This is a genomic window from Metabacillus rhizolycopersici (assembly GCF_020075705.1).
Genome location: NZ_JAIQUM010000028.1, coordinates 1 through 18,719, shown reverse-complemented (window position 1 = coordinate 18,719; position 18,719 = coordinate 1). Strand labels below are relative to the sequence as shown.

The following is an 18,719-nucleotide window of genomic DNA, read 5'->3' as shown; positions in this document are numbered from 1 at the left end:
CCTTTTATGGAAGTAATCAGTTTGAATTGGTTTTTAATCCATTGAGATGAGGACCTTAAAACACGCCACTCTATATGAGCGGCGTGCTTTCTTAATCATGGTGTCAATTCACTGTTGTAATACTAATGTATGTTGCTTGCCCACATGTTATTCATATTTATGTGTATTTCAGAAGATATCCACATTTTATTAACAATATTCACAGTATTCAAATCTGGATAGTGGTTTATTGGATACTTATCCACAAATGTTAAAAATTGAATCTTTATTGCATATAGAGGCAATTTCTCACTTTATTTTTTCTGTTTTCTGTTCGTTTGTTGACGCTGATTTGCAGCGTTTGCTCGCGCTTGTGCTTCCAAATCTGCTTGATCCGCAATCTCGCGTGAGAATTCCTCGTCAACACCGTCTCTTTTTAGGTTTTTAGGTACTTGGGGAAGTGATGCTTTATTTTTATGTGCACGACCCATGAAAAAAGCCCTCCTTTAATCTTGAACTTGTTGTTCAAGATTAGGATGACCATTTTTCGTCTTATAGAAAGCTGTAAAATTCTTGTAATGTGGATAAGCGCACTGCATCCAGCTCCAACGCCTAGCCCCTCTTGGGTCTACAGCCAATCAGGAATTGAAGGTAAAGAACACCTTCTATTCCTAATCATCTTATGCTTGCCCTAGGCTGATCAAGGCGCTTGCGCTTTTGTTCTGAATTCATGTTGGAAGTTAGTGTCTTGATTTACTTATGTATCCACCAGCACGGTCAGCATGTCTGAATTCTCTAGAATAGTTGACTTCTTGCATAGTAGAAAGAGTCCTCTTCGTCTTATCCCGCTTTCTTTTATCTGCTCCCACTGTAATCATCCTTCCAATAAATAGTATTCAGTAGTAGTGTTAACAAAGCTATTTGGATTCATACACAGAGGGAGGAATTAATGCTGAATGTGGTGGGAAAAGTAGCTCTGGAAAATAAAAAGCAGGTGGGATCAAAGAATCCTACCTGCTCGAACAAATTTAAGCTTCCTTAAGCTGGTTATCATCAGCCTCAGAAGAATTGTGATATGTGTTGAAAGTATAAAGATCTTTTGTAATTTCAAAGAGGTTAAATAGATCTTCACCGTTGTTCATTTGTCTTAGTAAGCCTGCTCTTGTTTCATTAGCGTTAACAACATAAGGTAGTTTTTCAGCTGCTTTTGTTGAACGAATGTTTTGTTTACGTATTCTCAAGAAGACTGTTTCAATATTTAATTCATAAAATAATTCATTAAAAAACGCATTTTTTGCACGCTGGTTATAGCCTTTTCCATGATAGGGTTTGCCGATCCAAGTCCCTAAAAAGCCTGCATTTTCTTGTAAATCAAACAAACTGATTGTGCCAATCGGAGAGCCCCATTCGTCTAAAATGGTTCGTGATATCACTTCACCCCGTTCTTCAGCCTCAATTGTTTGTTTCGTTATAAATAGGTATTCTTCCAACGACTTAGCTTTATGACGTACAAATGGGAAAACATCAGGGTGAATCATGTGTTCATAAAGTGCATGACTGTCATAAATATCACGTTTTTTTAGCATCTGGATCCCTCCAATTAGAGGGCAGACTCCATGTGATATGGCCAATCTCCACCCTCGAAATTTTTTATTATAGCTTAACGTAAAAAAATTTCGGGGTGGGAATCGAACCCACTAGAACCAGTAAAGCTGGTGGCGCACCATTTGCCTTCCCATTACTAGATTAAATTGTATAATTAACTTGCTCCATGAAGTATAATACGTCAATTTTTATAAAAAAGATACTACTTTTTTTGTCGAATAATAAAAAAATACTTATCATAATATAGCAGTTGACATGATTAAGAATCGCCTAATTTGAACGCGCTTTCTTTTAGTGTGTTAGAAACCAATCTGCCATTTTAACGCTTTAATCAATGATAGTAAATGATTTTTGAATCTAACTGTCCTTTTAACCGAGGATTGATTAATAGTTGATTTAAATTATATTAATATATTTAATTGGAATGTATATCTCAAATTTTATGCACTATTTTCCCGTCTATCATTGTCAAATGAGGTTTTGCGAGATAATGAAAGGGGTGGAAATTCCAAATGACTAAATCAGCATCTTTTCCAACCTCAATGCTACCAATGCGATCATCGACTCTTAAATTTCGCGCCGCAGCTATCGTTATTCCTTCAATCGCTTTTTGTTCATCAAATCCTTCTCTAACTGCAATCGATGCACATACATTTAAATACTGAATTGGTGTGTAGGGGTGATCTGTTGTAATAGAGACCTCAACACCCTTTTCAGATAAGGCTTGATAGGTAGACCAACTTTTATTTTTCAGCTCAATCTTTGACCTTCTAGTTAAAGTTGGTCCAACACATACTCTAGCTTGCTTGCCTACAAATTCCTCTGCAATTAAGTGACCTTCTGTACAATGTTCAATTCGATAATCAAGGTCGAACTCTTCGGCGAAACGAATTGCGCTCATAATATCATCTGCGCGGTGGGCATGAATTCGAACTGGTATTTCACGACGGAGTGCCATTTTGATGGAGATCAAGCGAAAATCATCTAGATCGTCACTGTATTTTGCTTTATAGAAGGCTTCACGAAGCATCCCCATAATCCCCATTCTTGTAATGGATTCTTTATTTCCATGGCTGTGCATCCGTTTTGGATTTTCTCCTAAAGCAATCTTTAATCCGGCTGTTTCCTGAACAATCGCATTTAATACGTTTGTTCCATACGTTTTAATTACAGATGTTGTCCCACCAATAACATTTGCACTTCCCGGCATAACATGGACAGTCGTTATTCCATATTTGACGGCATCTTTAAAAGCTGGATCAAGTAGGTTTACGCCATCTATCGCTCGAATATGTGAAGTTAATGGTTCGATCGTTTCATTCGCGTCGTTTCCAGCCCAGCCAGTACCTTCGTCATATAAACCTAAATGTGTATGAACATCAATAAAACCCGGAAATAATAGCTGGTCTTTACAAGGAATAATGGTCGTGTTTTCAGAAACTTCTAAGTTTTTTCCAATTGCAGCGATTTTCCCATTTTCAACGAGTACGTCTGTTTCGTACCTAACAGTTGAAGTAATGGGGTAAACGGTTGCTTGTTTAAAAAGTACTAAACTCATGGCTTACTCCAATCAAAATTAGTTTTTTTAAAGAAAGTATAAAGTTTTGACTTAGTTTTCGTGTTCAGCGCAAGCGTCCGGTCCCTCTTGGGTCTAAGCCACTCAGGAATTGAAGGTAAAAAACACCTTCTATTCCTGAGCGTCTTATTTGCCCGAGTCTGAACAAGGCGCTTTTCTTAATTTCTAAGCAGAAATCGTCCCTTTTAAATGGGGGATATAACGCAAACTAGCTACTTTTCATTTGTTTTTTTAAAATGTCAGACAATGCTTCATCTAATGTTGGATATACGAAATGAAAATGATGTTGTAGGGCTTTCATAGGTATGACTTTTTGCCCTTCTAAAACCATTATACTCATTTCACCTAATAATGTTTTTAATGCAAAAGATGGTGCGGGTAACCAATGTGGGCGGTGAATTATTTTTCCAATTGTTTTTCCTAATTGATTCATCTTCACTGGGGAAGGTGCGGTGGCGTTAATCGGTCCTGAAATTTCGGATGTATGAATGGTATGGTCAATTAGTGCAATGAGATCTTTTACATGAATCCATGATACCCATTGTTGACCAGTTCCGAGCTTTCCGCCTGCAAATAATTTGTAAGGTAGAGCGAGTGAAGGAAGAGCACCTTCATGACCAAACACAATCCCAATCCTAATGATTACCGTTCGAACGTGTAACTCACCAATTTTAGCTGCTTCTTTCTCCCATGCATCTACTGTTTTAGCGAGGAAATCCTTCCCTGCTTCGATTGAATCTTCGGTAAATGTTTGATCAATTGAAGTACCATAAAAACCTACTGCACTTGCATTAATGAATACGGAGGGTTTTTTCTGCAAACCATCGATTATAGAATAAATCGCTTTCGTGGAACTAATTCTACTTGAGAAGATATCCATCTTTGTTTTTTCAGTCCAAAGACTATTTATTGATTTTCCAGCCAAATTAATGACAGCATCGATTCCTTCTAACGAAGCGAGTGGAGTAGCGGAATCAGAAAGCCATTTTACATAATGGAGTCTTTTTTCTGAAGATGTTTTTTCACTTCGTGTTAAAATAAATACATCATGTCCTTTATTTAAAAAATAACGAGTTAAATGTTTTCCAATAAATCCTGACCCACCAGCTATGGCAACTTTCATAGACGATCACTTCCTTTAAAATGAAAATGAATACTACTTCAAATATACTGTGTTTAATGGGAATTTCCTCTTTTTGGACGTTTAGGAAATTATAAAATTTTAGTACTGTGGATAAGCGCACGATATCCAGCGTAAGCGTCCGGCCCCTCTTGGGTAAGCCTGAGGCTGAACAAGGCGCTTGCGCTTTTGTTCTAATATCAGAATTTATAAGTTTTGGCTTCGAGAACTGTCCAGCTCCAGCGCCTAGCCCCTCGAGGTCATAAGCCACTTTTGAATTGAAGGCAAAGTACGCCTTCTATTCAAAAGCGTCTTATGCTTGTCGGGGCTGATCAAGGCGCTTACGCTTTTGTTCTTTGTAAATTTTTACTTAGAAAGTAGGTGAGAAAATGGCTATTATTACGAAAATTACTGCACAAAAGCACAGCGATGATCGCCTTAATATATTTTTAGATGATGGCAAGGGTGAGAGATTCGCCTTTAGTGTAGATCAGGATGTTTTTATTCGCTTTAATCTGCAAAAAGGAAAAGAGCTTGATGAATTTGAAATTATTGAAATTCAATATGGTGATGAAGTTAAAAAGGCATATAATAGAGCTTTAGAATTTCTGAGTTATCGTATGCGTTCTATCAAGGAAGTTGAAGAACATTTACGAAAAAAGGAGTGTAATGATCCGGTTATTCAGGAAGTTATACATAAGCTTAAGCAATATCGATATGTGGATAATTTAGAATTTGCTAACGCCTATGTTCGAACACAGTGGCAAACAAATGGGAAGGGACCAAGTGTGATTCAAATGGAGCTTGTTGGAAAGGGAATTGAACCGGCATTTATTGAACAAGCCCTTCTTCAATACGATCATTCCTCACAAATTGAACAGGCAATCAATCATGTTGAAAAGGTACTGAAAAAAAATAATAAGCTCTCAACCGTGCTGCTAAAACAAAAATTGGAGCAACATTTAATGAGGAAAGGTTTTAGTTATGATATCATTTCAATTGCATTAGAAGAAGTTAAATTTGAACAAGATGAATCAGAAGAATGGGCAGCACTCAGGAAGCATGCTGACAAGGTAAAAAGACGGTATCAAAATGAAGAACCTTATCAATATAAAATGAAGATGAAACAATTTTTATATCGAAAAGGATTTGCAATTGAATTAATTGAACAATATTTAGACGAGGATGAATAACTTTACGACAAGGGGATAGGGAAATGAATGATAAGCGGTATAGTGAAATGTCTGAGTTTGAATTGAAAAATGAAATTGCTACCCTGAAGGAAAAGGCTCGAAAAGCTGAGCAATTGGGTATTATAAATGAATATGCAGTATTAGAGCGAAAAATATCGATGGCAAGATCCTATTTATTGAATCCGGATCATTTTAAACCTGAAGAAGTATATGAAATTGAAGGCGCACCAGGGGAGTCGTTTAAAATTAATTATATGAATGGAATCTTTGCTTGGGGATATCGTCTAACGACACCTAATAATGAAGAGGCACTGCCCATTTCAATGTTAATAAAGGACTGACAAGCTGTAAATAGCTGTCAGCCCTAGTAGAATTAAGAGCGCTTCCTAGTTTGTGCCTCAAGGATGATGAGATTTTGAGTTTGTTGTGTTTGACCATTTACTTGAGCGAACGCATGCTTGGGATTAGCCCATGGCTGACTAAATGCATTAGAATACAAATTATCATAGAATTTTTTCTTCTCATTTGTACCCATTCGAAAGCACCTCCGCAAGTTTGGTTAAGTGCGTATTAAGAGTAAGGATTTTCGCGATTACCAGAAGCTCTCATCCGTTCTTGTGGATGAGTGTTAATGGTACCATTTGCCCTTTTTGAAGCATATTCTGCTTTTGCTCTTGGTTCGCCTTCAAACTTGTTATTATTCAGATTGGGAAATCCCTTGGCTTTATTGCGCAACACAATCCCTCCAAGTCATCATTAGCTTCTATAAAAGAAGCGTATTAATAGTATAGGTATTTAACGCAAATGTATTAGTAGAGAATTCTTCCTAGAGGTGAGAAAATTGGAAATATACTTTGAACGATTAACGAATGAATTATTAAGCAAAAACACAAGTCTTTCATATGCACAAGCAAGAACATGGGTAGAATTATTTTGGGAAGATTTTGAATCTACTCAAGCGAAAGCAGGGGGACAATATCAAGGTAAAAAGGTGACTGAGCAGGTCGTTAGACAATTAATTACCAATTATGGAGAAACATTGCACGAATTTATTGCAACAAATCCAAAATATAGTCATTTATTAAATAGCGATGATTACCTATTGCATTAATGTATAAGAGGAAATCCTTAGCCAAATTGGATAATCATAATAAAGTGATTCCAAAGGACTGTTGATAGCATAATAACTGGTCTTGAGAAAGACACGAAAACTAAGTCAAAATGGTACTTAAAAGACTGACTAATCCTATTAGTCAGTCTTTTGAATGATATTTAATCCGGTATTAACTCGAGCTTTTTGCGAAGTTTTTCTTCGCTGAAAATCCAACCTGTATAGGAACTAACAATATTTAAATCATAGTCAAGCTGGACAATAGCAACGAAAGGATAGTACCCTTTGCTTCGATATCGTAAGTCAATAAATCGAACCTCATAATGGTCTGTAAACTCATCGACCTCCCAGCGATAGACAGGTGAAAAGGATAAAAATGCAGAAATGTTATCATCTTCCTCTGCTGCTCTGATCACATTTGTTTGTGGAACAGGTATGCGCTCAAATTCATCTTGGAGAATAATTTCTCCATTAATAGACCTTGCTACATGGAAACGTGTGTTGGTCATAATCGCAATATGCCAATGGCGGAACCTCATTGTAGGTGAGATAATAACTTGTTCAATATCGGGTAATAATTTATGCAAACGGTGAATGATCCTTCTTTGCATAGAAAATCTAATAATGTAGTAGGCCATTAAGATGATGTATACAGTTAAGAACGTATAGCCAGGGTGGGCGCCTAAAACCCAAATTGCAATTCCAATAAGATGAGCGATAAAGATAAACGGGTCAAACGTATTAATGATTCCTAAGGCAATCCATTTTTTTGTGAAGGGCCTTAAAGCCTGAGTTCCGTAAGCATTAAAAATATCAACAAATACATGAAGAGCGATAGCAAAAAAAGTCCAAAGCCATAAATGAAGCAAATTGCTTTCAGGAACAAATAACATAATCAGACCAGTAATTAAAAATGACCAAATAAACACTGCAGGTATAGAATGAGTAATTCCGCGGTGATTTCGTATATATTTAGCATTATTCCGAAGTTTTAAAATTGTATCAAGATCGGGTGCTTGAGAGCCAATAATTGTTCCTAGCATAACAGCATATGCAGTTGAATGATCCACACCTACAACTGGATCAAGTGTAGCTATTCCACCTAAAGCAATTCCCATCACGACATGTGTTCCAGTATCCAATATTTAATCCTCCTTGTTTTTACTCGAAGGGAGTTAAATCTTTTTAGCGTTTTTCTGTTCAATAGAATTTATATGAGATAATATTGTCCAATGTGTTCAAATTTATCCCGTATTAACTGGCAGTAATTCTCACACCTCTAAAACTTTGGGGGAATCGAAGAAGTGAAGATGGAGGAAAACTACCTGTAATAGCTAAGGAAATTCGCGCTGTCCATTAGTGGGGATAAGAAAAAAATCACTGGTGGAGGTCTTGTATTATTCGTTTTATATATTTTTACTAACATCTGGAGGATTCGAACATGGATAAGGATTTACAAAACAAGCTCGAAAACTTTCCAATTGAGTCATTTCAACATGATTTAATTAATTGGTATTTAACTGAAAAAAGAGATTTGCCATGGCGCAGGGATCAAGATCCTTACAAAGTATGGGTTTCAGAAATCATGCTCCAGCAAACTCGAGTCGATACAGTTATACCCTATTTTACTTCATTTATAACTAAGTTTCCTACGATAGAATCATTAGCAGATGCAAATGAGGAAGAAGTACTAAAAGCGTGGGAAGGACTTGGTTACTATTCTCGAGTCCGTAATCTTCAATCTGCTGTAAAAGAGGTAAAGGAAAGCTATGGTGGTGTTGTTCCTAATACTCCCAATGAAATATCAAAGTTAAAAGGGGTTGGACCATATACGAAAGGGGCAATTTTAAGTATTGCTTACAATATTCCTGAACCTGCAGTTGATGGTAACGTCATGAGGGTTCTATCGAGAATACTATCGATTTGGGAGGATATCGCCAAGCCGAAAGCTCGTAAAACTTTTGAAGCTGCAACCTATGAGCTCATTTCGAAAGAAGATCCATCTTCATTTAACCAAGCACTAATGGAGCTTGGAGCATTAATTTGTACTCCAACCTCACCATCTTGCCTATTATGCCCGGTAAGAGAACACTGTTCCGCTTTTGAGGAAGGTGTTCAAACTGAATTGCCAATTAAAAGTAAAAAGAAGAAACCAAAACCTCTGCAAATGGCAGCAGCTGTTTTGTATGATCAAAATAGCAATCTTTATATTCATAAACGGCCTTCTTCAGGCTTGCTTGCAAAGCTATGGGAGTATCCAAATGTTGAATTAGATGTTACAACAGGGAAAACATACCGTGAACAGCTAGTAGATTACTTACAAGATGAATACGATGTAAAAGTTGAGCTGTCTGAATTAGCTGGAACTGTTGAACATATTTTTTCCCATTTAATCTGGAACATCTCCATATATTTTGGTAAGGTAAAAAATACACCAAATGGAGACTTAGTACCTGTTACGGAAACTGAATTAAGTAAATATGCTTTTCCGGTATCCCACCAGAAAATATATCAAATATTTAAAGAGTCAGACTTCAATGTCTGACCCTAGACAGTAGTTCAATAAAGATGAATTCTCTTGCTTAGAATAAACTTAGGTTTCATCCCGCTTAAGACCGCCACGGGATTCAATCTCTTGAACGATTTCTCGATGAATCGCTTGTCCTTCTACATTTAAATAAGGGACAACTTGCTGAAGCGAGTGATGGAAAAAGGCTAACTCAGAATCTTTCCACGCTCCCTTTGACATCATTGATAATTCAGTCATATCACGACCTGAATACATAGAAATCCTCCTATCTAGAAAAAGCTTGATTAATTTAAAAATTACTATTTGGGAGAGAACCCTGCTCACCATAGCTAGAAGTTTCACTATGCCCCACCTTAACGGGCAGTAAACAGAGTGCGTGCAATAAGAACAAGCAAAAGGTTAAAACTGCTCGTAAAGGTCCGATTAAGTTCAACTAACTAGCTAAGGAGAGAACCCCGCTCTCCTTAGCTAGAAGTTTCACTATGCCCCACCTTAACGGGCAGTAAACAGATTGCGTGAAAATAAGGATAAGCAAAGGTTAAAACTGCCCGTAAAGGTCCGATTAAGTTCAACTAACTAGCTGAGGAGAGAACCCCACTCCCCTCATCTAGAAGTTTCACTATATTATCTGATACAATAAATTCATCTATTCGATTGTTTACATAAAAGGAGCTGACAAAATGAGCCAGGAAAATAAAGTTGCACTCATTACAGGAAGTAGTCGTGGAATTGGGAAAGCGGTGGCTATTCGATTAGCGGAGAAAGGCTACGATATCGTGATCAATTATGCACGTAGTAAATCCGCAGCATTAGAAGTAGCTGAACAAGTTGAAAAGCTTGGAGTTAAAGTAATTGTTGTAAAAGCAAACGTAGGAAAACCGGAGAAAATTAAAGAGCTTTTTGCTCAAATTGACGAACATTTCGGTAGACTGGATGTTTTTGTGAATAATGCAGCATCTGGTGTGCAAAAACCTGCGATGGAACTTGAGGAAAATCATTGGGATTGGACAATGAATATTAACAGTAAAGCACTTCTTTTTTGTGCACAGGAAGCTGCAAAGCTTATGGAGAGAAATGGTGGGGGATTTATCGTTAGTACAAGCTCACTTGGCTCTATTCGATATCTTGAAAATTACACGTCTGTTGGTGTTTCAAAGGCTGCGCTTGAGGCACTTACAAGATATTTAGCTGTGGAATTGTCACCGAAAAATATTATCGTCAATGCAGTTTCAGGTGGAGCTGTTGATACGGATGCGCTTAAGCATTTTCCTAATCGGGATGAAATGTTAGAGGATGCAAGAAAGAATACTCCTGCTGGTAGAATGGTGGAGATTGATGATATGGTAAATGCAATTGAATTCCTATTGACAGAGAAAGCATCCATGGTACGAGGGCAAACGTTAATAGTAGACGGTGGTCGTTCCTTACTCGTTTAATTTTTAAAATTTTTTTTTGATTGTTGGATATTAAATTACCTTCAGGACATTCTATATTTTGTGGAGGTGATATCGAATGAAACAATTCAACAAACAAGCTGGTAAAACATCAGCAGGTACAAACATTCAAGAAGTAAGACAACAAAACGCTCAATCAGCTCAAGCTGGTGCAGGCCAATTTGGTACTGAATTTGGTGCTGAATTTGGTAGTGAAACTAGTGCACAAGCAGTAAGACAACAAAACCAAAAGGCAGAAGCTAAAAAGAACCAAAATTCTTAATTGAATAAAAGGGCACCTCTCTTACATCGTAGAGAGGTGTCTTTTTATTTCGGCAGATCAGAATTTATAAGTTTTGGCTTCGAGAATTGTCCAGCGCTAGACGGGCGCCTTGCGCTTTTCTAAAAAAATAACATGTAAACGACAAAACTTCTGTTGCATCTACATAAGTAGTCAAAGGTTAGAACTAGGATATGGAGAATTAATCAATATCACATTTTTATTCCGCAATAACGGATAGTAATCCCCTAAAACCTCTGGGCTTTAAAGAATAAACGAAGCTAAGATTGGGGATAACTGCCTTTAAGAGCTAAGGTAAGTCTTACTAACTCATTAAGGGGAAAGAGAATTCCAAGAATGGGGAAGTATCACTTTAATGGATTCGTTTTAATAGAAAGGGGAGGAAGCTATGAATTTTGATCAACTAGTAGGTGAGCAGTTAAAAACAATGGATAAACTAGTATATTTGCAGACGGAAATTGAAAGATGTCAGGAGGTAAAAAAGCAGCTAGGTGAATTACAGGATGAAGCGGAGATTGGAGAAATCCAAGAGGAGATCGAACAAATGAAGCTAGAATTGAATCGTATTCAACAAGTATTTGAGCAACAAACAGAAGAGGTCATTCGCTCTTACGAAAATCAACGTTTTGAAACTGTCTCGTAATTTGATCAAAGAGTCATTTCATTCAGGAATGACTCTTTTATTTTCCTTTTTTATTCACAAAAGGTATAATGAGAGAATAATTAATTTTTGAGACGATATTTGTTAGAGAAGTGACTACGCGAAGCGACCATTTGAAAGAAGGGGAGAATAATGGGCATTCCCAAGGAAGGAGACAAAATCCAAATTCATAGTTATAAGCATAATGGCTTTATCCACAGAGTTTGGGCGGAATCGACCGTTTTAAAGGGTTCTCAGCATTGTATTATTATTGGCAATGATCGTACAATTGTAACAGAATCTGACGGTAGAACGTGGGTAACAAGAGAGCCTGCTATATGCTATTTCCATGCAAGACATTGGTTTAATATTATTGGTATGCTCAGAGAAGATGGTGTTTATTATTACTGTAATATTAGTTCACCATTCGTTTGGGATGATGAGGCTCTGAAATATATCGACTATGATCTTGATGTGAAGGTATATCCAGATATGACTTATACGATATTGGATGAAGACGAGTACGAGCTGCATAGTAAGCTAATGAATTATCCAGAAGTGATAGATCTTATTTTAAAAAAGAATCTTGAAACATTACTCCGATGGATCCGTCAAAAAAAGGGGCCATTTGCACCTGAATTTATTGATCAATGGTATGAACAATATTTAACATATGTAACATAAGAATAGGGAATTCCGGGTGGCTCAGATGGTGCTACAACTATCAAAATAGTTGGGGACGAATTAAGAGTCAGCCTTTTTTTCGTGTTATAGGAAACAATGAAATTCTTTTACTGTGGATAAGCGCCCGGCCCCTCTTGGGTCTACAGGCACTTTTGAATTGAAGGTAAATGTATGCCTTCTATTCAAAAGCGTCTTATGCTATGCCTGAGGCTGATCAAGGCGTTTGCGCTTTTGTTTTACTATCATGTTTAAAAATTGTAAGGTAATACATTTTTCGCACCTAAGTCCAGCAGCGAAGCACTTGACGTACTAGTGTAGTTGCGAAGACATGATGTCGCAGGTAACTGACATTAGAGTCTAACCACTCATGTTGAAGAGAAAGAACACTTATTTTTCATGAATGGTCTTGCTTTTGGCTAACCAAGGTGCATAGGTATATTTTAGAAACGAGGGATTTTCTTGGGAGCTGTAAAGCGGTATATGGCATTCGTTAAGCCTTATCGGGTTCAAATTGCAGGGACAATTATCATTGGAGTTATAAAATTTTCGATCCCACTTCTTTTGCCATTACTTATTAGGCATGTAGTTGATGACATCATTGGAGGGACAGGTACAGCCGATGAGAAGACACGAAGCTTACTCATTATTATGGGGATTATGTTTGCCTTATTTTTGGTTGTACGTCCGCCGGTTGAATATTATCGTCAATATTTTGCGCAATGGGTAGGCAGTAAAATTTTATATGATATTCGGGATCAGTTGTTTACTCATTTGCAAAAATTAAGCTTACGTTATTATGCGAATACACGTGCTGGTGAAATTATCTCACGTGTGATTAATGATGTGGAGCAAACGAAGAATTTTGTAATAACTGGCTTGATGAATGTATGGCTTGATGTTATTACGATCATCATCGCAATATGTATAATGATGACGATGGATGTTAAGCTAGCACTTGTGTCAATTATTCTTTTTCCTTTCTATGGATTATCAGTAAAGTATTTTTATGGAAAGCTTCGAGATTTAACTAGGGTCCGTTCACAAGCGCTTGCAGAGGTTCAAGGTCATTTACATGAACGTGTTCAAGGTATGCCTGTTATTCGAAGTTTTGCTACAGAAGAATTTGAGCAGGAACAGTTTGCGAAGGAGAATTCAAATTTCCTTGATAAGGCGTTAGATCATACGAGTTGGAATGCACGTACATTCGCTATCGTTAACACTTTGACAGATATATCACCACTTATTGTCATAAGCTATGCAGGCTATCAAGTCATTCAAGGACAGCTTACAATCGGAACAATGGTTGCGTTTATTGCTTATATCGAGCAACTTTATAATCCACTTCGAAGATTAATTAATTCGTCGACAACACTTACTCAAGCATTTGCTTCGATGGATCGTGTATTTGAATTTATTGATGTTCCATATGAGGTTGTAGATAAACCAAATGCAAAAGTTGCAAATGACGTAAGAGGAGAAGTTGAATTTCAAAACATCTCATTTCGTTATCAAGAAAATGAAGCTCTGATTATTGAAGGTCTTTCTCTTCAAGTGAAAAAAGGAGAAACAGTGGCACTCGTAGGAATGAGTGGTGGTGGGAAATCAACACTTGTCAGCTTACTACCACGATTTTACGATGTGACAGATGGTAGAATACTACTTGATCATATCGATATACGTGATTACCAGGCACAAAGTTTACGTGAACAAATTGGGATGGTGCTTCAGGATACATTTTTATTCAGTAATACAGTTCGAGAAAACATCTTAATTGGTAAGCCTGATGCAACTGAGGAAGAAGTAATTCAAGCTGCAAAGGCTGCAAACGCTCATGATTTTATTTCAAAATTACCAAATGGTTATGATACAAAGGTTGGAGAGCGTGGAGTAAAGCTTTCCGGGGGACAGAAGCAAAGAGTTTCAATTGCGAGGGTCTTCTTGAAAAATCCACCTATTCTTATTTTAGATGAGGCAACTTCTGCACTGGATTTAGAGAGCGAGCATTTCATACAAGAAGCTCTTGAAAATCTGGCAAAGGATCGTACAACCTTCATTGTTGCACATCGACTTTCAACCATTACACATGCTAACAAAATCGTGCTGATTGAGGATGGGAATGTTGTTGAACAAGGAACACACCAAGAACTAATGGAGAAAAAGGGGCATTATCATAAATTGTTTCAAATTCAACAGTTAGACTAAAAAAAGCCACATTTTCCGATATTTGCGAAAATGTGGCTTTTTTCTTGTGTTATAAGAAAACTATGAAATTCTTGTACTATGTGGATAAGTGCGCAGCATCCAGCTCCAGCGCCTAGCCCCTCTTGGGTCTAAGCCACTTTTGAATTGAAGGTAAAAAAACACCTTCTATTCAAAAGCGTCTTATGCTATGCCTGAGGCTGATCAAGGCGCTTGCGCTTTTGTTCTTTAGTAACATGCATAGACTTATTCGTCTTCAGAAAGTTTTATTTCATTGTCTTCTTTATGGAAGCTATGGAAGCTGTTAATTAACAGATTTAAATGCTCTAGCTGTTCATTATAATCAATGATTGTTGCTATAATCGGTAGCAATGGATAAAAGCATGATGAATGATGCTCATTATGGTATGCCATAAGTGCTTCAGTAAGTTTTTGTTTATCAAACTTTTCATCATGAATATGCTCGTTTGTTGGATGTGTTTTTATTTTTCCGATAAATTTTAATAACGACTCTTCATGAGTATAAAGTAAGTAGTCTAGTTCATTAATTAACAGCTTATGAAAGTTCTCCGGCATTTGATTGAGTTCATTTTCTAATCTGTGAAGCTTTTTTAGTGTATCAAGTGCATGATTCGTTGTCACAATCATTTGCCTAAAGAGAACGAGCTTTCTAGATTTAGCGAATGATTCACGCTTAAAATAATTTCGTTCCTCTTTATAATTTAAGTAGAGCTGATCAAGCTTAATCATACTCTCTTTTAGTTTATCTATTTCTGCTTTTAAAATAGTATGTTCGGATGTCTGACGAAGATTAATTCGAATCCACTTAGTGATTTCCTCCGTATTTTCCGTTATTCGCATGTATAGCTTTGTTTCATATTTTGGTGGGAGAAACACTAGATTTACGATAAAAGCAGCCAAAACACCAAGTAAAATTGTAAAGAAACGAATAAGTGCTACATCAATAAAGTTTTCACCAGGACTATCTAGTATTGCAATGACCGTAACAAGGGCTACTGGAATGGTACTTACCGCTTTCAGCTTTATGTTAATTGCAATTACAATAATCGCGGTTAATCCGATGATAATTGGATGGTAGCCAAAAGCTAAACCTGCTCCAATAGCAAACACGGCACCAATCACATTTGCTTGTATTTGTTCGATAATGGATAAATAAGAACGGTAAATTGTCGGCTGAATCGCAAAAATAGCTGAAATTGCAGCAAAGGCAGTAGGCAACTGAAATGCAGTAGCTAAAAATAAGGCTAATGTAATGGCAATCCCCGTTTTAAGGATGCGAGCACCAAATTTCATGATCGTTTATTGACATTCCCTTCTCGAAAGCATTTTTCCATTTTGTCTAGTAGTATTTCGTTATTAAACACTATTAATAGGTTTCTACCTGACAGACCAATATCGTACTATACATGCTTTAAATGATATATACAAGATACAATTGCCCTTTTTTAAGAAGAAATTTCCGTGTCTTCGGGTACTTATAATGAAAGTTTTCGTTTTCTTACACTAGCTTCCTTAGAAATAAAGAAAAATGAAGACAAGGTACCTACTGTACACTTGTCTTTTTTTATGATATCAGAATTTATAAGTTTTGGCTTCGAGAACTGTCCAGCGCAAGCGCCTAGCCCCTCTAAGGTCTAGCCACACATGAATTGAAGGCAAAGAACGCCTTCTATTCATGTGCGTCTTATGCCTGCCTTAGGCTGAACAAGGCGCTTGCGCTTTTCTAAGTTTATGATTTTAATTTACTAAAGGCATATTCAACCGCTTTTAATGTGATTGCGATATCTTCTTTTGTATGGGCAGTTGTTAAGAACCAAGCTTCGTATTTAGACGGAGCTAGATTAATGCCTTGATGGAGCATTAGTTTAAAGAACTTGGCGAACATCTCCCCATCTGTGTTTTCAGCTTGTTCATAATTAACAATTTTTTCATTAGTAAAATAAATGGTTAGCGCGCCTTTTAAACGATTTATGGTTATCTGGATATTATATGTAGAAGCATGTTCTAATATCCCCTTTTCAAGAATGGCCCCTATCTCATCAAGGTTATCATACACATTTTCTTGTTTAAGAACCTCTAAGCATGCAATTCCGGATAGCATTGATGCTGGGTTTCCTGCCATTGTCCCTGCTTGATAGGCAGGTCCTAGTGGTGCGACCTGTTCCATTATTTCTTTTTTGCCACCGTAAGCGCCAATTGGAAGTCCGCCGCCAATAATTTTACCCAATGCAGTGAGATCAGGATATACTCCTAATAGGTCCTGGGCACCACCATACATAAAGCGGAAAGCAGTTATGACCTCATCATAAATAACCAGAGCGCCTGCAGCATGGACTAATTCATTGACCTTTTCTAAAAATCCGGGTTGTGGTTCAACGATACCAAAGTTACCAACGATTGGCTCCACTAAAATCGCGGCTACTTCATCTCCCCATTTTGCTAATGCTTCTTGTAATGGTTCGATTTCGTTAAAAGGTACAGTTATGACCTCTTGGGCAATACTTTTAGGTACACCGGCAGAATCTGGTGTGCCTAAGGTTGACGGACCAGAGCCAGCTGCGACAAGTACAAGGTCTGAATGCCCGTGATAGCAGCCAGCAAACTTAATGATTTTGTCACGTCCTGTATAAGCTCGTGCTACACGAATTGTCGTCATGACAGCTTCTGTTCCAGAATTGACGAAACGAACCTTGTCTAGAGCTGGCATTGCTTCTTTCAGCATTTTTGCGAACGTTATTTCATGTGGAGTGGGAGTACCGTAGAGAACTCCTGTTTCAGCGGCTTTTGTAATTGCCTTCGTAATATGTGGATGTGCATGTCCTGTAATGATTGGACCGTACGCAGCTAAATAATCAATATATTTATTGCCGTCAACATCCCAAAAGTAAGCTCCATTTGCCTTTTCCATCACGACTGGTGAGCCTCCACCAACAGCTTTATAGGATCGTGAAGGAGAATTTACTCCCCCGACAATATGCTCTAATGCTTCTTTGTGTAATTCATTTGATTTTGTAAATTCCATAATTGCCTCCTACTATATATCATGTAAGATAATCCTTTAATTTAGAGATTATCACTAATTCCAGTTAACCTTCATTTTAGCCCATTCGTGAATAACCCCTTCTTATCAACCTTGCGATTAGATTGAAGAAGGGGCTTCCTGCTTCTTAGACCGTTGCATAATAGGGGTCCCACTATGTCTTACACAGTCTCCACAGGCGTAGATTATACTGTTCGGACATAACCTTGCCCTACAGTTTGAGTGATTTAGTTCATTACAAGTAGTTGTTCTAATCCTTTGTACAGAATATTTAAACTTGCATTGTAATCACGATCTAATACTGTACCGCACTTTGTACAGATATGAGTACGAATCGAAAGTGATTTTTTTACACGTTCTCCGCAAGAGGAACAATCTTGCGAGGTAAAGTGTGGTTCTACCTTGATAAGTATACCACCATTTTTCTGGCACTTATAATCTAGCATATTTCGAAACATTCCCCATCCAGCATCTGAGATTGATTTAGATAACTTTCTGTTTTTCACCATGTTACGAATGTTTAATTTTTCTACAACGATAACGCAATAATCTTTTGATAAACGATAACTTAGTTTATGGAGAAAATCCCGGCGTTGGTTTGCCACTTTCTCATGAAGATGACGAACGCGATGTACTTGTTTTATGTAGTTGGCTGAACCTTTTTTCCTCTTAGATAGTTTGCGTTGTGCTTTTTTTAATTGCTTTTCTTTTTCACATAGAAATGTTGGATTTTCATATTCCATTCCATTCGAAAGAACGGCATACTTATTTAGTCCCACATTTATCCCAATCGCATTATGGCTATCAATTGTTCGTGGAACCGCCTGTCTTTCGACACAAAAAATAGCATACCACTTTTCACCTTGACGCTTGATAATCAGTTGTTTCATGGTTCCTTCTAATGGACGATGCAGCTTAATATCGATTTCCCCTAATTTCTTATTGAATAATTTTCCATTTTCAAAAAAAAGACATAGCATATCGGTTTCCTTTATGATTGAAGCCAAACTGAGGAAAAGTCATACTATTATAGTCCTTGTATTTTTTCAGTTTAGGATATTTTGCATCCTTTCGAAAGAAGTTATCAAAAGCCTTTGTTAGACGTAGAAAGACTTCCTGCAATGGCTGAGATGGTACTTCTTTTAGGAACGAATATTTCCTTTTATCCAATTTAAGTTGTGTTTGCATATCGTAACGAGTATAAGATTCATTTGACCTATTATATTTACGTTGTTTATCTAAAAGAGCAGAATTATAGGTTTGGCGACAATATTGCAGCCAACGATC

Annotated in this window: 21 protein-coding genes and 1 pseudogene; 9 read left to right on the top strand and 13 right to left on the bottom strand. The window is 37.2% G+C overall.

Features of this window, described 5'->3' with window-relative positions; genetic code table 11:
• Positions 1 to 293: 293 nt before the first annotated feature.
• From K9V48_RS13420 to K9V48_RS13400, 5 genes are all read right to left on the bottom strand, one after another.
• On the bottom strand, positions 294 to 470 hold the full coding sequence (locus K9V48_RS13420; RefSeq protein WP_224139489.1) for a YfhD family protein: 177 nt from the start codon (positions 468 to 470) through the stop codon (positions 294 to 296).
• A gap of 249 nt (positions 471 to 719) precedes the next feature.
• Entirely contained in the window at positions 720 to 848 is a 129-nt protein-coding gene (locus K9V48_RS13415) for a YfhE family protein (RefSeq protein WP_224139488.1), read from the bottom strand.
• A gap of 159 nt (positions 849 to 1,007) precedes the next feature.
• Complete coding sequence (locus K9V48_RS13410; RefSeq protein WP_224139487.1) at positions 1,008 to 1,565, bottom strand: GNAT family N-acetyltransferase; 558 nt, start codon at positions 1,563 to 1,565, stop codon at positions 1,008 to 1,010.
• Positions 1,566 to 2,017: 452 nt separating this feature from the next.
• Entirely contained in the window at positions 2,018 to 3,142 is a 1,125-nt protein-coding gene (locus K9V48_RS13405; RefSeq protein ID WP_224139486.1) for an amidohydrolase, read from the bottom strand.
• A gap of 226 nt (positions 3,143 to 3,368) precedes the next feature.
• On the bottom strand, positions 3,369 to 4,283 hold the full coding sequence (locus tag K9V48_RS13400) for a TIGR01777 family oxidoreductase (protein ID WP_224139485.1): 915 nt from the start codon (positions 4,281 to 4,283) through the stop codon (positions 3,369 to 3,371).
• Positions 4,284 to 4,669: 386 nt separating this feature from the next.
• On the opposite strand from K9V48_RS13400, the gene recX reads away from it, so the two are divergent.
• Both recX and K9V48_RS13390 read left to right on the top strand, forming a co-directional pair.
• Positions 4,670 to 5,473, top strand: a complete 804-nt coding sequence (recX, locus tag K9V48_RS13395; protein WP_224139484.1) for a recombination regulator RecX — start codon at positions 4,670 to 4,672, stop codon at positions 5,471 to 5,473.
• Between the two features lie 23 nt (positions 5,474 to 5,496).
• Entirely contained in the window at positions 5,497 to 5,814 is a 318-nt protein-coding gene (locus tag K9V48_RS13390) for a YfhH family protein (protein WP_224139483.1), read from the top strand.
• 32 nt (positions 5,815 to 5,846) lie between these two features.
• On the opposite strand, the gene K9V48_RS13385 is transcribed toward K9V48_RS13390, so the two are convergent.
• Positions 5,847 to 6,008, bottom strand: a complete 162-nt coding sequence (locus K9V48_RS13385; RefSeq protein ID WP_224139482.1) for a YpzG family protein — start codon at positions 6,006 to 6,008, stop codon at positions 5,847 to 5,849.
• Between the two features lie 35 nt (positions 6,009 to 6,043).
• On the bottom strand, positions 6,044 to 6,211 hold the full coding sequence (locus K9V48_RS13380) for a small, acid-soluble spore protein K (RefSeq protein WP_224139481.1): 168 nt from the start codon (positions 6,209 to 6,211) through the stop codon (positions 6,044 to 6,046).
• A 103-nt stretch (positions 6,212 to 6,314) separates the two neighbouring features.
• On the opposite strand from K9V48_RS13380, the gene K9V48_RS13375 reads away from it, so the two are divergent.
• Positions 6,315 to 6,584 carry a YfhJ family protein gene (locus K9V48_RS13375; protein WP_224139480.1) on the top strand — a complete coding sequence of 90 codons (270 nt, stop codon included), beginning with the start codon at positions 6,315 to 6,317 and terminating at the stop codon, positions 6,582 to 6,584.
• A gap of 161 nt (positions 6,585 to 6,745) precedes the next feature.
• Here the strand turns inward: K9V48_RS13375 and K9V48_RS13370 are convergent, their stop codons facing one another.
• The gene (locus tag K9V48_RS13370) at positions 6,746 to 7,726 is read right to left on the bottom strand and encodes a metal-dependent hydrolase (protein WP_224139479.1); all 981 of its coding nucleotides are present in this window, start codon (positions 7,724 to 7,726) and stop codon (positions 6,746 to 6,748) included.
• A gap of 299 nt (positions 7,727 to 8,025) precedes the next feature.
• Between K9V48_RS13370 and mutY the strand changes: the two genes are divergently transcribed.
• Positions 8,026 to 9,129 (top strand): A/G-specific adenine glycosylase, encoded by a 1,104-nt coding sequence (gene mutY / locus K9V48_RS13365; RefSeq protein ID WP_224139478.1) that lies wholly within the window; start codon positions 8,026 to 8,028, stop codon positions 9,127 to 9,129.
• A gap of 48 nt (positions 9,130 to 9,177) precedes the next feature.
• Here mutY and yfhS read toward each other — a convergent pair whose 3' ends face one another.
• The gene (gene yfhS, locus K9V48_RS13360) at positions 9,178 to 9,369 is read right to left on the bottom strand and encodes a mother cell protein YfhS (RefSeq protein ID WP_224139477.1); all 192 of its coding nucleotides are present in this window, start codon (positions 9,367 to 9,369) and stop codon (positions 9,178 to 9,180) included.
• A 425-nt stretch (positions 9,370 to 9,794) separates the two neighbouring features.
• On the opposite strand from yfhS, the gene fabL reads away from it, so the two are divergent.
• The 5 genes from fabL to K9V48_RS13335 all read left to right on the top strand — a co-directional run bounded on the left by fabL (position 9,795) and on the right by K9V48_RS13335 (position 14,374).
• A complete protein-coding gene (fabL, locus tag K9V48_RS13355) occupies positions 9,795 to 10,550 on the top strand; it encodes an enoyl-[acyl-carrier-protein] reductase FabL (RefSeq protein ID WP_224139476.1) in 756 nt (251 codons plus the stop codon).
• A gap of 76 nt (positions 10,551 to 10,626) precedes the next feature.
• The gene (locus tag K9V48_RS13350) at positions 10,627 to 10,830 is read left to right on the top strand and encodes a gamma-type small acid-soluble spore protein (RefSeq protein WP_224139475.1); all 204 of its coding nucleotides are present in this window, start codon (positions 10,627 to 10,629) and stop codon (positions 10,828 to 10,830) included.
• 406 nt (positions 10,831 to 11,236) lie between these two features.
• Positions 11,237 to 11,491 carry a YgaB family protein gene (locus tag K9V48_RS13345; RefSeq protein ID WP_224139474.1) on the top strand — a complete coding sequence of 85 codons (255 nt, stop codon included), beginning with the start codon at positions 11,237 to 11,239 and terminating at the stop codon, positions 11,489 to 11,491.
• 150 nt (positions 11,492 to 11,641) lie between these two features.
• The gene (gene ntdP, locus K9V48_RS13340; RefSeq protein ID WP_111617910.1) at positions 11,642 to 12,172 is read left to right on the top strand and encodes a nucleoside tri-diphosphate phosphatase; all 531 of its coding nucleotides are present in this window, start codon (positions 11,642 to 11,644) and stop codon (positions 12,170 to 12,172) included.
• 459 nt (positions 12,173 to 12,631) lie between these two features.
• A complete protein-coding gene (locus tag K9V48_RS13335) occupies positions 12,632 to 14,374 on the top strand; it encodes an ABC transporter ATP-binding protein (RefSeq protein WP_224139473.1) in 1,743 nt (580 codons plus the stop codon).
• A gap of 243 nt (positions 14,375 to 14,617) precedes the next feature.
• Here K9V48_RS13335 and K9V48_RS13330 read toward each other — a convergent pair whose 3' ends face one another.
• The 4 genes and pseudogenes from K9V48_RS13330 to K9V48_RS13315 form a co-directional block, all read right to left on the bottom strand.
• Positions 14,618 to 15,685, bottom strand: coding sequence for an FUSC family protein (locus K9V48_RS13330; protein ID WP_224139472.1), 1,068 nt, complete (start codon positions 15,683 to 15,685; stop codon positions 14,618 to 14,620).
• A 436-nt stretch (positions 15,686 to 16,121) separates the two neighbouring features.
• Entirely contained in the window at positions 16,122 to 17,414 is a 1,293-nt protein-coding gene (locus K9V48_RS13325) for a glutamate-1-semialdehyde 2,1-aminomutase (RefSeq protein ID WP_224139471.1), read from the bottom strand.
• 245 nt (positions 17,415 to 17,659) lie between these two features.
• Positions 17,660 to 18,412 carry an RNA-guided endonuclease InsQ/TnpB family protein gene (locus K9V48_RS13320; RefSeq protein ID WP_224139470.1) on the bottom strand — a complete coding sequence of 251 codons (753 nt, stop codon included), beginning with the start codon at positions 18,410 to 18,412 and terminating at the stop codon, positions 17,660 to 17,662.
• Positions 18,393 to 18,719, bottom strand: a pseudogene (locus K9V48_RS13315) (RNA-guided endonuclease TnpB family protein); the annotation flags it as partial. The pseudogene K9V48_RS13315 and the gene K9V48_RS13320, both read right to left, overlap by 20 nt.